The organism is Paenibacillus suaedae (assembly GCF_032337355.1).
Lineage (GTDB): Bacteria > Bacillota > Bacilli > Paenibacillales > Paenibacillaceae > Paenibacillus_B > Paenibacillus_B suaedae.
The window spans coordinates 1,174,220-1,191,030 of record NZ_JAVYAA010000002.1; the positions used below are offsets into that span (position 1 = coordinate 1,174,220).

The following is a 16,811-nucleotide window of genomic DNA, read 5'->3' on the forward strand; positions in this document are numbered from 1 at the left end:
TTATGTTCCTCCAGTATGATGAATTATTTCAAATCCGAATTATTTCAAGTCAGATAAAAAGCTCTTGCCATACGCTGGTGCCGCAACTGCAAAGTTCTCGGCAACCGTTGCCGCGATATCTGCAAATGTTCCACGAAGTGGAAGCTCCTTGCCTCCATCTACAAAGCGCGGAGAATATGCAATCAGTGGAACGTACTCCCTCGTATGGTCAGTGCCTTTGTACGTTGGATCATTGCCATGGTCTGCTGTAATGAGGAGCAGATCCTCATCCGTCATCTTCGCAAATACTTCAGGCAGCCGAGCATCATATTCCTCTAGCGCACGTCCGTAACCCGCTGGATCGCGGCGATGTCCGTACAATGCATCGAAGTCAACGAGATTTATGAAACTTAATCCCTTGAATGGCTCATCCAGTGTCGCGATAAATTTATCCATGCCGTCCATATTAGACTTTGTTCGAATTGCTTGTGTAATTCCTTCGCCATCATAAATATCTGAAATTTTGCCTAATGCGATCACATCGTAGCCTTGATCCTGCAGCTCATTCATTGTTGTGCGGCCAAATGGCTTCAAGGCATAATCATGTCTGTTCGACGTACGCGTAAAGTTCCCAGGCTCCCCTACAAATGGACGTGCAATAATCCGTCCAAGCATATAAGGGTCATCTCGAGTAATTTCGCGACAGAACTCACAAATCTCGTACAGTTCCTTCAATGGAACTACCTCTTCATGCGCTGCAATTTGTAGAACAGAATCCGCAGAAGTATAAATAATGAGAGCGCCTGTCTTCACATGCTCTTCACCGAGCTCATCGATAATTTCAGTTCCGCTTGCCGGCTTGTTGCCGATTACCTTGCGTCCCGTCTTCGCCTCAATGCGTTCAATCAGTTCCGCTGGGAATCCATCCGGAAACACGCGGAATGGAGTATCAATATACAGCCCCATGATCTCCCAATGTCCAGTCATTGTATCTTTGCCGCGGGAAGTTTCTTGCATTTTGCCATAATAGCCTAGGGGACGTTCGGCCACCTCTATGCCAGGAATCGAACGAATATTGGACAAGCCGAGTGCAGCCATATTAGGCATGTTCAGCCCTCCGCATTCCTGTGCGATATGCCCGAGTGTATCTGAGCCTACATCATCGAATTGTGCCGCATCAGGTGCTTCACCGATGCCTACCGAGTCCATAACGATAAGATGAATCCTTTTGAATGTTGTCATCATGTCGTTCCCCTTTCCCAAGCTGATTTAGATGCTTACAACGTCCACTTAACCAGAAGTGGACGTTGTGAATATAGTTATAGGAAAATACCTGCAACAATCGCAGACAATACGCTTACCATCGTAGCGCCGTACAGCAAGCGAAGACCGAATCGCGCTACCACGTTGCCTTGCTTTTCATGAAGTCCCTTCACCGCACCAGAAATGATGCCGATCGAGGAGAAGTTCGCGAACGATACCAAGAATACAGATACGATACCTGTAGTACGCTCAGACAGAGCTAGCTTGCCAAGATCCAGCATCGCGACGAATTCGTTCGCTACCATCTTCGTTGCCATAATGCTTCCCGCATCGACCGCTTCCTTCCAAGGTACCCCCATCAGGAATGCGAATGGTGCGAACACATACCCAAGCACTTCTTGGAATGAAATTCCGAAGATACTGCCGAAGATGCCGTTGATAAGTGCAATCAAGGCAACGAAACCGATCAGCATCGCAGCAACAGTAATCGCGACCTTGAAGCCGTCCATAATGTATTCGCCCAGCATTTCGAAGAACGATTGCTTATGCTCTTCTTGTACTTCCAAGATATCTTCTTCCTTCGATACCTTATATGGATTCAAAATCGAAGCGATAATAAATCCGCCAAATAGGTTCAATACAAGCGCAGTTACTACATATTTAGGCTGAATCATTGTCATATAAGCACCGACAATGGACATCGATACTGTCGACATCGCAGAAGCACAAAGTGTATATAAACGGCGCTCCGGCAGCAATCCAATTTGCTTTTTCACCGAAATAAATACTTCGGACTGACCCAGAATTGCAGATGCTACTGCGTTGTATGATTCCAGCTTACCCATACCGTTAACCTTGCTCAATCCAAGACCGATGTACTTAATAATGAACGGCAAGATTTTCGTGTATTGCAAAATACCAATCAAGGCGGAAATAAAAACAATCGGCAGCAAAACGTTTAAGAAAAATTGAGTTCCTTGAATATCATTCACGATTCCGCCAAACACAAAGTTAATGCCTTCGGCTGCATAACCGAGCAATGATTCAAAAACTTTAGCAAATTTGCCGATTATCACTTCCCCGACACTTGTATTCAACAACACAAATGCCAGAATTGCCTGCAACACGACCATTATGGCCAATGGACGATAGCGAATGTTGCGTCGATCCTTACTTGCGATATATGTGAGTCCGAATACAGCCAGCAGACCAATGATCGCAATTAAAAATTTCATGTAAAGTTCCCCCCATGCTAGAGCATGCATCGATTTCTTAAAAATGATTTAGAGCACCTTGTTACCGCTTTCAAATCGAACGTGATTTCTATCTTTGATTTACTCGCTATCCTTTTCCATATCGGCACCTGAAAACGCGCCAGGAAGCAGTTGGGACATTGTCCATTCCTCTGTGTCACCCTTAAGATTCGTCAAGTAAATCTTCGTATCACCATCGCAGAACTCTGCCAACACTTGGCGACAAGCTCCACACGGAGATACAGGACCTTCCGTATCCGCAACTACAGCAACAGCTTCTACCTTACGTTTGCCTTCCGATACAGCCTTGAATACAGCCGTTCGTTCCGCACAGTTCGTCAAGCCATAGGATGCGTTCTCTACGTTGCAGCCACGATAAATGGTTCCATCCGCTAAAATAGCCGCCCCAACCTGGAAATGAGAATATGGTGCGTAAGCCTGCTTGCGCGCCTCCAACGCTTCTTGAATCAACTGTTCTTTCATGGGCTGATCCTCCTCATTGGACAGTGAATCATCCCTTCCATAAGCGACTCGCCTACCGAAGGAATGATTCACGTCTCTATTTTAATAAGAAGATGTCGATGTAATGCCATTCATGATGCTGACGCCAGAGCTTGCTCCAATTCGAGTTGCTCCCGCTTCAATCATGTTGTTCACATCTTCCAAGCTGCGAACACCGCCAGAAGCCTTCACACCTGTCTGCTGGCCAACCGTCTTGCGCATAAGTGCTACATCTTCACGAGTCGCACCGCCTGTCGAGAAGCCTGTAGATGTCTTCACGAAGTCAGCTCCTGCCTTCACAGCCAGTTCACAAGCGCGAACCTTCTGCTCATCAGTAAGCAGGCAAGTCTCAATAATGACCTTAACGAGCGCTTTGCCTGAAGCCGCTTTCACAACCGCCTCGATGTCCTTCAGTACGAATTCATCGTTGCCGGCCTTCAGCTCTCCAATATTAATAACCATATCGACTTCGGTTGCACCATTAGCAATCGCATCTTGCGTCTCCAATGCCTTAACGGCAGATGTAGATGCACCGAGTGGGAATCCAATAACCGTACATACCTTAACTTCTGTACCAGCAAGCTGCTCTGCACAGTAAGCCACCCAAGTCGGGTTAACGCACACTGAAGCGAATTGATACTGCTTCGCTTCCTCAACCAGCTTGGCAATATCCGCTTGAACAGCGTCTGCCTTCAACATCGTATGGTCAATCATACGTGCTATGCTCATGCTGCACACCCCTTATATTCTTGTGTCATATCCATTTAACAAATGTAATATTGATTTCATGGGTATCATATCATGCGGTTTGAACAGATGTAAAGCTTGCTCAGAAATTTTGTTCATTACAATATTATGAACAGCTTTCTTACAATATTTTGAACAAAAAGCGCATAAAAAATCCCTCAGAATAGAATATGGGGCTTCGCCTCCACGTACCTACTCTAAGGGCTTTCATTGTCGCTGCATAGCGGTAATTATTGCAATAATGCTTGCGCCGTAAATTGATCGGTTACGAGTATATTGGCATATTTACCAACAAGCGCTGCACGGATCGCATCAATCTTGCGCTGTCCCCCTGCTACAAGTATCGACTTGTCCTTCTCTCGCAAATCCGACAAATCAATTCCTACGGTTCGATCATTAATTCCTTCACTGCAAATGCGGCCCTCCGCATCGAAGAATCGCGAGCATATATCACCAACACCTCTGCTCTGCAGCAGCTTCTTCTCTTCACTGCTGAAGTAGCCAAGCTGGAACAACAATGCATCATCATTCACCGTACCCACGGTGAACACCGCAATATTGGCCTGCTTGCCAAGCTGAATGATTCGGCGGATATGCCGATCCTCCTCAACCATTTGCTTCAAGGCGACGCTGTCAAATATAACGGGCAACGGCAAATAACGGGCAATCGTATGAAAGGCTGATGCAAACAGATTCACCGTCTCCGCCGCATAAGTATTCACATGCGAGTGGCTAATGCCTCCCTTGAGCTGTACGACCTCAACGCCTCGAACCTGCTTCTGTTGAAGCTGCTGTGCAACTGCATGCATCGTACGTCCCCATGTTACACCGATAATATCTGTATCTTGAACCGTTTCGGCTAAATACTCAGCTGCTCGCTTGCTAATATGTTTCTGAATTTCCTTGTATTCGTTCGCCGGCGAATAGCAGACGAGTGCCGTATCCAGTCCATACCGATGTCTAAGTCGTGCTCCCAATGCGTCCAGATCCTCAAGCGGATCGACAATATCGATCCGTACGAACCCTTGCTCCTTCGCATATTGCAGCAGCCGGGATACAGTCGGACGGGATACCCCTAACTTGGCTGCAATGTCCATCTGGCTATAATCCGATAAATAATATAATCTTGCCGCTTCAATACTCAATCGCTGTTTGTCATGATCCATGTCTACAACCCACTTTTGTGAAATGATTCTATGAATATGCCGTCAACACGCATAGGCAAGACAGCCGCAATCTTACTTCATTGAACCTATACTATCATAATCTGCAGATATGTAAACGCTCACGAACGAATCAGAGACTTCTGTCCAATTGTGAACAATCGTGAAAACATTAGCTCCAAATCCTATATTTCCATCACTTTATGAAGCCTTATTCTATTATTCAATAATTCAGTAATTACCAATCACAAGCGGGGAAATTACTTGAACATGCGAACAATCATGTCACAATCAGGCATGCTGAAATATTCACCCGCTTCAATCTTCATAAGCGCCAGACCTTGAATCATGGACCAATACAGCGTAGTCAGCCGCTTGGCATCCCCGCCGTGAATCTCACCCCTGCGCTGACCTTCCTCTATTATCCCTACCATATGCTTCATTGGACTGGTTAATTGCTGCATTTGTGACTTCACGGAATCCGGCATCGATTGATACGTAGAGGCTTGCAGCATAATGTGATGATAATACACGGCCTCTTCGCGCTCCGCGAACGCACTTAAAATTTGCTGCGTCATCCATGCAATCTGATCCAAGCTGTTCCCTTGAACCGACACCGTCATCAGCATCAATTGATCGGAAGATTGCAGTGCCCGTTCCACTAAGGTTGCGAATATCTCATCCTTCGACTCAAAATAATGATAGACAAGACCATGACTCAAAGAAGCTTCCTTCGCAATGTCGCTAATCTTGGTAGCTACGAATCCTCTATTGGAAAATACCTTTAAAGCGCTGCTTAAAATCTGTTCCTTACGCTCGTCCCGAATCAACTTATTTTGATCCGCATTTCTAGGTGACATATACATACAGCTCTGCACGAACAGCAGCTAATGGAACTAGCAACCGCACGGCAGAGCCCCCTCCTTTACACAATGAATCATTCTACGAATGCCTATACAGATGTATGATCCGAATACTTCGACTGCACAGCATTTGCCGCATGAAACCGTTCATTCCCCATCAAGATACCCATCGGCAGAACTAGGGCGGCGGCTATACCCAACAGCCAGAAGCCGGAATGAATAGATGCGACGAGCGATGCTCTTAATGCTGCAGCCACATGGTCTGGTAACAGCGTTGTCGACCCAATCAGCATTTGCGCATTGCTCAACTTATCCAGTACTGCCGAATCCAGCTGCAAAACCGAAGCCTGACGCTGAATTTCTGTTGCCAGATGCTGATTTACAATGGCCGCCATAATGGATGCTCCCAGCACGCCGCCAATCGTACGAAAGAAGGTAACCATCGAGGTGGCGACTCCTCTGTATCGTTCAGGTGCAGTAAGTGTTGCAGCCGTCTGCGCATTCGGCATAAGGATTCCAATCCCGACACCTATTAAGGCTGTATTTCCCCTAACATACCACATATTTACGTCAAGCGGCAGAGTCGTAAATAAGAATGCACTCATTCCCATAAGACTTGACGCGAGCAGCACCGATCCCCTCCAACTGAGCCGCTTCATCAGCATTGTTCCCAGTACAGTACCAATCATAACCGAGAACATCATCGGCGTTAGCGCATTCCCCGCATCCTTCACGTTTCCCCCAAGCCCCGCCTGAATGAAAAATGGAATGTAGAGCAAAGCACCATACATAATCATCCCTTGAACAAAGGAAGCTAGCGAAACGCCAGCAATCGTCCGATTGCGGAATAAGTGAAGAGGGATAATGGCCTCAGATGCCCGCAGCTCGATCCCGATAAATAGAATCAGTGCCAGTGCCCCACCTAGCAGCATAAGCAGTACTTCCCACGACCCCCAAGCATAATCCTCACCCGCCAGCTTGAATGCTAACAAGAGAATCACAGTTGTCACAATAAGAAGCAGCGCGCCAGCATAATCCACCTTCGGCTTGCCTGAATTAGCGCGTGATTCAACCAATGACCAGCACATGATGAAGATGGCTGCGATACCAAACGGAATATTCACGAAGAAGTTCCAATGCCAGTTGAGTTGGTCCGTAATAAAAGCGCCAATTGTCGGCCCAACGACAGAAGAGAGCGCAAATACCCCCATGAAGAGAGCTTGGAATTTGCCTGCACGTTCCTGCGGAATAATCGTAAAAATAAGCGTGAACGTAATCGGCATGAGGAAACCAGCTCCTAGTCCCTGAATTCCTCGAAAGACGATAAGCTGCGTCATTGAAGTTGCGAGCCCACATAGCAGTGAGCCTCCCGTGAACAGGGCCAATCCTGCTATATAAAATCGCTTGCGCCCGTACATATCGGACAGCTTTCCCACTACCGGCATGATCGCTGTTGATGCCAGCATGTAAATCGTGAATACCCATGATACAACATCTAGCCCACCAATTTTCTGAACAATGGAAGGCAGTGCAGTAGATACAATTGTTTGATCCAAGGACGACAGGAATATGCTTAACAGCAGCGCTGCTATCGTCCAATTTCGTTTGCTTCGGTTCATTTCCATACGAATGTTCCTTTCTGCAATGCGGTAATTTGCGCGGGTTTTTACATTGACTAATTATTCAATCAAAAATATTGTAGAACCACCCTCACAAATAATCAAGTTAATATTCGGAATTCACCCTCTCTTTTTTTGTATTCATGAACAAGATCATCAAATAACCGCCTCAAAGGTGGTTTTTTGTTTCTCGCGTTTTACGCTCTCAACTGGCTAAAGCCTAAATAACAAAAACGAGAACCCGCTCCAATTCGCTTTGGAGGGGATTCCCGTTTTTTTATTTACTATTTATAAGTTCCAAATAGCTTTCGGCAATTTTCATCAAGCTTTCTTTGCTGATTTTATCCATCTTGCCCTGGACATTATAGACGTATCTTTTCTTTTTGTCCGGACTCTCGTATACCCATGTCAGATTGTGCACATGCGCAGGACCATATTCTGTAAGCAGCATTTCTACCCCCTTCACTTGAACCTTGTCCTGTTTAAACTCACTTTGCTCGTCAATATACATTCCTCCATTCTTTTTGTTCAGATTAGTGATCGTAACCTGGATTGTATCCTCTCCATTTCGATAAGTGACCCAAATACTATGAAATTGATCTGTCATTTCGACCGGCATCATGGCATATCCTTTTTTGGACTTTTCTGCCTGTTTTCTCAGCTTTTCCGTCATCGCCTTTTTTTCTTCCGGAGAAGGAGGATTTACTTCCTGAGCATTTTTAAAGAGCACTTGCGCTTCTTTGAATTTATAATTTCCATTGACACTGTCTGCAATCTTAACGGTTTTATCCGTAATCTTATCGCGCAATTGAGAGAGATTTTGGAATGGAGCCAACTTCGTTCCAAGGTCTGTTTGATGATTCTTGTTATTGGCAACCACATAGAACAACCCAGCTTCCCCGTTCTTTAGCACCTTCTCCTTAAGTTCAAAAAATGCATCGTAACGCTTTCTTTCATCCTTCGATTCTGTTTTTCCGGCCTCTAGCGTCTTCGTCGATTTCGTCTCATATACGACTTCGCCATCCTTATTCTTCAAAGAATGATACTGTACGGCCGCGTAACTCGTGGAGGCCATCAACATCATCCCTACAACCGCAGTCAAAGCAACTTTATATTTCATGAAAAATCTCTCCTTTTCTTTTGGCTCAGTACGTAATATTTGCATAACCTTTCATGTCAAGTCGGCATCGGGAATGCACGGATTCATCAAATTAGCCCGCTTCAATCTGCAAATCGATCTCGAATTTGCCGTATTCCATCCGGCATCTCTGCGATGATCTGACTTAACTCCACGTCATTCAATCCCTTCCCCCCCCCTTTCACTCTATACAACGAACAGCTAGGCCAAAAATGTGACAACATAAAAAAATCATTCCGGTAATCATGGGATCTGACGACAAAAAACCTGCATCCGATTTTGCTCTTGAGCGTAATTCCTATGCGGCTCATGCGATTTGATCCGCCGCAATATGGCCGGCGGGAATCCGCTCCAATTCGCTTTGGAGCAGCCCTCATTTTTTAGTCGTTTATTATTCCAAATAGCTTTCAGCAATTTTCATCAAGGCTTCTTTACTTACCTTATTTATATCTCCATCTATCGTATAGACGTATTTCACCTTTTTGTCCGGGCTCTCGTATACCCATTTCAGCTCATGCCACTTTGAACGACCCCAATCTGTATACAGCATTTCTACTCCCTTCACTTGAACCTTCTCCTGCTTAAACTCTACTTTCTCGTCAATATACAATCCAGCGTTCATGCCCTTTCCACTCAGATTAGTGACATTAACCCCGATTTTATCCTCTCCATTTTGATACGTAGCATTGAGAATGAAAAACTGATTTGTCATTTCAACTGGCATCATGGCATATCCCTGATTGGATTCTTCTGCCTGCTTTCTCAGTTTTTCCGCCATCGCCTTTTGTTCTTCCGGAGAAGGTGGATTTACTTCCTGAGCATTTCTAAAGAGTACATCCGCTTCTTTGAATTTATAATTTCCATTGACACTGTCTGGAATCTTGATGGATTTATCCGTAATCTTTTCGCGTAATTGAGAGAGATTTTGGAATGGCATCGCCTTCGTTCCAAGATTTGTTTGATGATCCGGGTTATTGGCAACCAGATAGAACAGTCCAGCTTCACCGCTCTTTAACATCTTCTCCTTGAGTTCATGAAATGCCTTGAAATGCTCTTGTACATCTTTCGTTTCTGCTGGTCCCATCTCTTTCGCTGATTTAGTCTCATATACGACTTCGCCATCCTTATTCGACAATGAATTATACTGAACGGCCGCGTAACCCGTCGAAGCCATTAACATCAGCCCTACAATCACAGTCAAAGAAACTTTATTTTTCACAAAAAACCTCTCTTTTTTTTGGGGTTCAGCATGCAAAATTCTCATGACCTTTCCTGTCAAGTCAGCGTTGGGAATGCGCGGGTCATTAAATAATTTTTTCAAATCCCGATCCTTGTCCATATTCATCCACTCCCAGCCCCTTTACATGAGCATAATGCTCTCGGAATTTTGCAGCCGTACGTTCGTATTTTTTACGCAGGCTTGCGCTGTTTTTACCCAAAATCAAACCGATCTCTTGATAGCTCTTATCCTCGACGCAGCGTAAAATTAATAAGTTCCGTTCTTCGGCCGTTAATTTTGACAAGGCTTGATGCACGGATTCATCAAAATAGTTGGCTTCAATCTGCAAATCGACATCGTTATTTTCCTTCTCGTCCCGGTAAAAAAACGGCAAATATTTCACCAGCTTCCGCTTGCGGATCATATCAATGCATTGATGATAAGCAATCTTGTACAACCAGGCTCGAAAGGGGACCTCACTCTGATATTTCCGCAAATTGCGAAATGTCTTTAAAAATACTTCCTGTGCGTTATCCTCCGCTTCGGTATAATTGCCGAGCATGTGATAACAATAGAGAAAAATCGGTTTTTGGTATTTTTCCATAATCATCTCAAATTTTGCTGTGTTCCCATCCAGAACCTCTGCGATGATCTGACTTAACTCCGCGTCATCCAAGCCCTACTCCCCCTTCCACTCTGTATAACGAACAACTGGGCTAAGAATGTGACAACATGAAAAAATAATTTCGGCAACTATAGGATATGACGACAATAAACGACCTGCGGATTAAGGTAAATTGAGGATAAAAGGGCACGCAACGATCAATTCGTTCCCAGCACTTAATGAGGGGATGAAAATGGGGACGTAATCTGTCCATATGTAGGGTTCAACCTTTCCTCGTTCCAAAAAGGAAACTGAAGAATGGGAGGCCGCCAGCATTTCGAAAAAACCCACGCTACGCAAATTTCGATAGAAAAAGAGGCCGGGTTTCCCCCTGTAGCATTGAAGAAGCGGCCCCTTTCCGACATTATTTGATTTTTTCCAATATCATTTTCCCAGACGAAGTCGTTACATCCAGAACAGGCGACTCCGATGTGGCCTGATTGACACTTGCCTCGAAATTTCTCTTGCTTTCCTTATGCTCGAGCGTTACCGGAATTTTCAAATCGGCACGTTCCAGCTTCGTATCGCCTACAATTCGGAATACTGCGTCCGGCTGGACTCGAATGGTCGCATTGCCCGAACTTGTATGAACGCGAACCGATTCATGGAATGGATCAATAGCCACATCTACGTTGCCAGAGGAGGCCTCTATACTGCCTTTTCCCGCCATTCTTCCGAGTTCAATGTTGCCCGAACTAGCTTCCACCTTATATTCCTTCCCCGCATATCCTTCAACAGATATGTTTCCGGACGAAGCTTCGACAGACAATTGACCAGCTTCAATCTCACCTGTCGTAATATTACCGCTCGAAGCTTCTATCTTTAATTCCTCATAGACCTTCGCGGGAACCTCAACTTCCAGCGATAGAGACATGTTGGAATATAACTTTCCCATTATTGGCCCCACCTTGATCGCTAGCTGATCTTGATCCATTTCCGTGGCCAGGAGTTGTTCTTTCTCTTCTTCGCTGCCATCGAATGTGCCTTTTAATTGAACTTGAATCTGATCGCTAGTTCCAATCTTATATTGGATGTTGGAACTCTTCGTCTTAATCGATATGCGAGATACATTCCCAGCGTCCAAAGATCGCTCTACATGAACAGGGATATCTTTCGTAGAAAGCACATTTGATATTCCTTGCTTACATGCACTTAGGCCGAGTAGAATAGGGATCATCAACAGAGCAGTTATCCATCTTTTGTCATTCAATTTGATTAATCTCCTTTATGAAACTACATCATAATTTAAATGATATTGGAATGAGTTATCCGTATGACGCTGATTAGGATCATCGCTACTTCAACTTGTGAAATCTTTGAATCCTTATTTCCTCATCAATGAATCATCATTTATACTGCATCTCATCTACAATAACTTTGCCTGTCAGATCGAAGACACAGCATGGGCTTGCAGATCAACATATCGTTGTAAAAAATCGGAGGCTTTACTCACGGCACAGGTCTCCGGCAGCCGCTTATACGCCGAGCAAGCAGTCATCTTATAATTAGGATGAACGGAATAAGACTTCCAATAATACGGGATGTCGCTAGGTGACGCTAATTGCCATGCAGCCTCGCCAGTCAGACTAGGGGTGAATGAACACAAGTCAATAGGCATGGATAACCCTTTGCCATCAGCTTTTACATAGCTTTCCTTATAGGTCCACAGCTCAATAAAGCGCTCCATCCGTTCGTTTACTGGTACAGAGTCAAGCACCCGCTTCTCATCGATTGACAAAATGCTCGCAAAGCTACCAAGCTCCATATCTTCATCAATCTGTTCTATATCAATCCCTACTGGGTGATCCTGATCGTTTGCAATACCGACAACCCATGTTCCCGAATGCGAGATATTGAATTGAATGTGATTATAAGGCCCACTCATATAAGGCTTGCCGAACTGATCCGCTTGAATCGCAATTTGATCAGATGAACAGCCTGTCATCTCTATTATTAAGCTCTTGGCAACGAGCTCACTTAGCACACAACGAATAGAGTCCATCTCTCGATAGAAATGGCCTACCCTCTCTCTTCGCTCTGGCGATAGAAAAGGCAGCCAGTCGTTCAGCCTGATCATGCTGTCGATTCGAACGGCAATTACTTTCATGATGCCTCCTTCTGCCATACATTCCTGATATATGACAAAAATTATACACCCGCCCCAATCATACTACAATATTTTCCTTTATTTCCTCTACATACGCCCGTAATGGTAAAACAAATAAACACCCAACCACACGAGTTGGGTGCCTCACTGCAACATTCTATTTAGTACGATGTTTACTGATTCCACATATACATCAACAACCAATTCCCCACCAGAACAATGAGAAAGATAGCAGCCCACACATGCTTTCCTACCACGTACAGCGATAATGCAGCCAGACCAAAAAAAGCGGCCTCGAACAGCGCTCGGATCCAGCCTTCAAGCGGTATCGTTGCCTTGGGAGAGCCAAATGTCCCCCATATCAACATCGCCACGATAACGGAACCACCACCGAGCAAAACCTTCGTTAGAGTACTGTTGCCCCTCTGTATTCCCCAATACGCAAAAGCTGCCAATGTACAAAGCTCCAACACGAACCGCAATCCTAAATTACACATTTGCAACACGTTGATGAACGTATCCATGCTCTCTCCCTCCATCTGATAGGAATCCACACCAAAAAACAAACGATGTTATTGAATTAACTAATTACATTAGTTATAATATATCTAGATGGGGTCAATTGTCTATTGGGCATTGGCTATTTACAATTAACTAACAGTGAATGAACTGAATGACTTAACAACAGAGGAGAAATGAACATGTCACCAAGAGTTGGTTTGACTCCCGCAATGATACTAGAAGCAGCTACCCTAATTGCGGACAAACAGGGGATCGAAGCAGTTACGCTGGCTTCATTAGCACAGCAGCTGAAGGTACGCCCCCCGTCCCTATATAATCACGTTGACGGTTTGCAGGGAATACGACTTTTGTTGTCTATTCATGGCCTGGAGCATTTAAACCACGCCTTGACACGTGCAGCTATTGGACGTTCAGGCGATGAGGCTGTTCGCTCGATAGGCAAAGCATATGTTGCCTTCGTCCGCAATCACCCTGGACTCTATGATGCAACACTCCTAGCCCCTGATCCACAAAACGCGGATGTGCAGCGTGTCAGTACGGAAATTGTTGAACTGGTCGTTCAAGTCCTGCATGCATATGAACTTACTGGCGATGCTGCGATTCATGCTGCACGCGGTCTTCGCAGCTTACTGCACGGGTTCGCATCATTGGAGCAAAAGGGAGGCTTCGGCATTCCCCTCGACCTCGATGTCAGCCTAGAACTGCTAATCAATGCTTTTATTGCCGGCATTCACACGATCAAGGAATCTGCAGGGCCTCAATAGACAGCAATCCCACTCGACCAAAATCAATAATTGAAACATCGTTTAGACTAGCAACTTATTATTCGATACCAGTAGGACGCGTAAATGCCGATCAAATGTGATCGGCATTTGTTCATCCGTGTATACTGCTGACGAAATTTTGACCACTCCCCCTACGCACATATCCGCCTGTTCCATTCTAATAGCCTACTACAGTAATAGTCATCCACTGGTTGCTAAGAATCCAACACGTCCCTTTTCCCGCACATTCGTAATCATGTAGAAGCAATTTACATGTACCGGGATCAATAACAAGTTTGAATGTCCCCAGCTTTATCTCCTTTCCTTCGAGAAGAGAAGATCTTATGACGGATAGGGACACATACCCATAAATAGGAACCATATTTTTACAAATGATTCAGAAGCTTCATCATTTCCGGTATACTGATACCATATGATTGAATGCTAGTAAATAACGCCTAGAAGGAGGTTCATACGTGAAACATCCGCTTCGCCTTTTCCTTATCTTCATGATCTTATTGATCAGCTTGCCTGCGATGACATCATATGCCATACATATTCCCGGCAAGGATGGTCATGTGCTAGATACAGCCAGCATGCTGTCCTCAACTGCGATATCCAGTCTTGAGCATGAAGCTGCCCAAGGTCCGCTCGGCTTTTATATTGTTACGTTGAACAGCTTGAATGGCGACTCCCCTTCCCAAGCAGCTACCGCCATTTATCAACAATGGAAGCTGGGAAGCGATGAGGTGCTGATTTTGATTTCGCAACAAGATCAGCGTATTGAGATGAACTTCAACAATCCTGCCCTGCAGGAGCTAGTGGATGCAGCAGCCTCCCGCGCAAGCGGCAGTGCCGCATTGAAACAATTCATAGATACACACTTTATTCCTTATGCGAAGAAGGGCGATTTTGCGAAGGCAGTATCAGAGCTGATGAGTGCGTCTAATGCACTGGCAGCAAACATCGGAAATATGAATAACGGACTGACACCGGTTGGGCAACCTCATGGTCAGCAATCCAGTTCCTCATGGCTGTGGATTGTTTTAGTCATTGCAATTGGTTTGCTCTCACTCATCATCCTGTATCTCGTTCGCATGATGCAAACGGTGAAACGACTGCAAACGGACATACCGAGCTTGATGGTGCAGACGAATCATGCCTTGGAGAGCATTCGCACCATTCGAGATTTGTCCCAGGGGGCAACGCTTCAACAGGCTACAGAAGCAGGCGCTAAATCCGAGAAATCCATTATTCGCTTACATGAAATGAAGCAGTATGCAGCTAGCATAGGATGGCAGCAATGCCTTCAACCACGCACTCGTTCCGAGCTGAAGCGACTGAATACAGAACTGCAGGCAATGACACAAGAGACGCAGCAGCTAACCGCTCAAATCGAACATATTCAACAGCTCGATCTCAACTTGAAGCGAACAATAGCGGATGCTGCACAGCGGATAGAGCATGTTTCTACTTCCATCCAAGCGGACCAAGCGAGCCGCGGTTGGCCGCTGGAGGAACTGCTGCGAAGACAAGAAGCGATATCCGCTGAATTGCTGAGCAGCAAGCAGCTGGAAGTGTTCGATCCGATTCAATCCGAGCAGCGCGTGATTCATGTGAATGAAGAAATTCAACGATTGGAACAGGATCAGCAATCGGTATCTAAGTACGCAGAACAGTATCAGCGCTTTCCCGAGCAGATGAATCAGTCTAGAAATTCCGTCTCCCAGATTGTCGAGGAGCATCGCTTGAAGCTCGTGCGTATCGATCCATACGGCAAGATTGAAGAAGCACAGCAGAGTAATGAGCAGATGCTTGATCGCCTGAAGCATGGAGACATTCCTGTCGCGGCACAACACGCCGACCGCGCAAGCCTACTGCTCGCTGAAGCTGTCCAGATCACGCAGCGTCTAGCGGACTTGAAGTTGAAGAATGCTCGCGATATCCAGTCGATAGTGACGAAGCTGTCCCAATATGCAGCCCAGGATAAGGAACTGTCTGCATTGGCTGCCCGTGCACAGACGCAATATCGAGGCAAGCACTGGGAACAGGCATGGAGGCAGTATCGTGAGGAGCTTCAGGCTGTAGATGCCGTACAATCCGCACTTCGTCGAGTGACTCAATGGTGCGATGAGGACGTGCAGGAATATGAACAAGCAAGGACCGAACTTGATCACATCCTTACGATCCTTCAGAAGCTTGATCAAGCGGCTGAGCATTACAGCGGCTTAATTCGCAAGCTCGATCACAAGCTGGAAGAAGCGAAGCAGATGCAGGCATCTGCTGAAGACAGCTTCGTTCAAGGCTTGCATACGATCACGCGCCATCGTATCTACTCGAACTGGCAGCAGCAGGAGAAGAGCTTGGCAGCCATGCAATCCAGCATACGCCAGCTCCTGGCACAGCAGCCATATGATATGGATTTGCTTACAGATACGGGAACACGATTCATGAATGAAGCAAATCAATTCTTGAGTGCAGTCGAACGTGCCGCGATTCAGAAACAAAATGTGGAACAGGAACTGGCTAGAATGGAGCAGCGATATCATTCATCCAGCGCCAAATACGGCAGCAGGCTGAATGTCCACCAATATGGCTCACAGTTCTCATCCATTAGCACTGATGTTGATCGATTAATGCATAATGGCGCTTACGACGAAGCCGCCCGCAAGGCAGCTGCCTTAGCAGGTATCCTTACAGCAATGGAGCAAGCTTACGAATCGATCATAAGACAAGAAAGACAGCAAGAGGAAGCTGCCGCACGGCAAGCAGCTAATCGCAATACGAGCAGCAACTCATCAGGGGGATCAAGCTGGGGCAACAACAATAATTCTAATTCCTCAGGCGGATCAAGCTGGTAAGCAACATGTTGAAGGATAACACAATTGGATAACACAACTGTAGGTAACTTTGCTCATCTAGTTACCTTAGGTTATCTTAGGTTATAACAGGGTAACCATTGCTACCTCGCAAGTGCTGCATAGCAAGAAGAAAGCTATCTCAGTCACA

Annotated in this window: 15 protein-coding genes; 2 read left to right on the forward strand and 13 right to left on the reverse strand. The window is 45.6% G+C overall.

Annotation, left to right across the window (positions count from 1 at the left end):
- Positions 1-39: 39 nt before the first annotated feature.
- The 13 genes from deoB to RQP50_RS12945 all read right to left on the reverse strand — a co-directional run bounded on the left by deoB (position 40) and on the right by RQP50_RS12945 (position 13,040).
- Positions 40-1,221 carry a phosphopentomutase gene (gene deoB, locus RQP50_RS12885; protein WP_072730430.1) on the reverse strand — a complete coding sequence of 394 codons (1,182 nt, stop codon included), beginning with the start codon at positions 1,219-1,221 and terminating at the stop codon, positions 40-42.
- A 77-nt stretch (positions 1,222-1,298) separates the two neighbouring features.
- Complete coding sequence (locus RQP50_RS12890) at positions 1,299-2,477, reverse strand: NupC/NupG family nucleoside CNT transporter (RefSeq protein WP_315745685.1); 1,179 nt, start codon at positions 2,475-2,477, stop codon at positions 1,299-1,301.
- A 99-nt stretch (positions 2,478-2,576) separates the two neighbouring features.
- Positions 2,577-2,978, reverse strand: coding sequence for a cytidine deaminase (locus RQP50_RS12895; RefSeq protein ID WP_021256910.1), 402 nt, complete (start codon positions 2,976-2,978; stop codon positions 2,577-2,579).
- 81 nt (positions 2,979-3,059) lie between these two features.
- On the reverse strand, positions 3,060-3,725 hold the full coding sequence (gene deoC / locus RQP50_RS12900) for a deoxyribose-phosphate aldolase (protein ID WP_072730429.1): 666 nt from the start codon (positions 3,723-3,725) through the stop codon (positions 3,060-3,062).
- Between the two features lie 248 nt (positions 3,726-3,973).
- The gene (locus RQP50_RS12905; protein ID WP_021256912.1) at positions 3,974-4,909 is read right to left on the reverse strand and encodes a sugar-binding transcriptional regulator; all 936 of its coding nucleotides are present in this window, start codon (positions 4,907-4,909) and stop codon (positions 3,974-3,976) included.
- Between the two features lie 257 nt (positions 4,910-5,166).
- Positions 5,167-5,766, reverse strand: a complete 600-nt coding sequence (locus RQP50_RS12910) for a TetR/AcrR family transcriptional regulator (RefSeq protein WP_065294068.1) — start codon at positions 5,764-5,766, stop codon at positions 5,167-5,169.
- Positions 5,767-5,858: 92 nt separating this feature from the next.
- Positions 5,859-7,394 carry an MDR family MFS transporter gene (locus tag RQP50_RS12915; RefSeq protein WP_315745686.1) on the reverse strand — a complete coding sequence of 512 codons (1,536 nt, stop codon included), beginning with the start codon at positions 7,392-7,394 and terminating at the stop codon, positions 5,859-5,861.
- Positions 7,395-7,665: 271 nt separating this feature from the next.
- The gene (locus RQP50_RS12920; RefSeq protein WP_072730425.1) at positions 7,666-8,508 is read right to left on the reverse strand and encodes a DUF4367 domain-containing protein; all 843 of its coding nucleotides are present in this window, start codon (positions 8,506-8,508) and stop codon (positions 7,666-7,668) included.
- 409 nt (positions 8,509-8,917) lie between these two features.
- Positions 8,918-9,865: a DUF4367 domain-containing protein gene (locus RQP50_RS12925; protein ID WP_072730424.1), complete on the reverse strand. Its 948-nt coding sequence runs from the start codon at positions 9,863-9,865 to the stop codon at positions 8,918-8,920.
- On the reverse strand, positions 9,831-10,421 hold the full coding sequence (locus tag RQP50_RS12930) for an RNA polymerase sigma factor (RefSeq protein WP_072730423.1): 591 nt from the start codon (positions 10,419-10,421) through the stop codon (positions 9,831-9,833). Before RQP50_RS12930 ends, RQP50_RS12925 begins: the two co-directional genes overlap by 35 nt.
- Before the next feature lie 352 nt (positions 10,422-10,773).
- Positions 10,774-11,619, reverse strand: coding sequence for a DUF4097 family beta strand repeat-containing protein (locus tag RQP50_RS12935; RefSeq protein WP_315745687.1), 846 nt, complete (start codon positions 11,617-11,619; stop codon positions 10,774-10,776).
- Between the two features lie 174 nt (positions 11,620-11,793).
- Positions 11,794-12,516: a 4'-phosphopantetheinyl transferase family protein gene (locus RQP50_RS12940; protein WP_315745688.1), complete on the reverse strand. Its 723-nt coding sequence runs from the start codon at positions 12,514-12,516 to the stop codon at positions 11,794-11,796.
- Between the two features lie 173 nt (positions 12,517-12,689).
- Positions 12,690-13,040 (reverse strand): YrdB family protein, encoded by a 351-nt coding sequence (locus tag RQP50_RS12945; protein ID WP_315745689.1) that lies wholly within the window; start codon positions 13,038-13,040, stop codon positions 12,690-12,692.
- 177 nt (positions 13,041-13,217) lie between these two features.
- Between RQP50_RS12945 and RQP50_RS12950 the strand changes: the two genes are divergently transcribed.
- Together RQP50_RS12950 and RQP50_RS12955 are read left to right on the forward strand one after the other, a co-directional pair.
- Complete coding sequence (locus tag RQP50_RS12950; protein ID WP_315745690.1) at positions 13,218-13,802, forward strand: TetR/AcrR family transcriptional regulator; 585 nt, start codon at positions 13,218-13,220, stop codon at positions 13,800-13,802.
- Between the two features lie 476 nt (positions 13,803-14,278).
- The gene (locus RQP50_RS12955; RefSeq protein ID WP_315745691.1) at positions 14,279-16,663 is read left to right on the forward strand and encodes a TPM domain-containing protein; all 2,385 of its coding nucleotides are present in this window, start codon (positions 14,279-14,281) and stop codon (positions 16,661-16,663) included.
- Positions 16,664-16,811 lie beyond the last annotated feature (148 nt).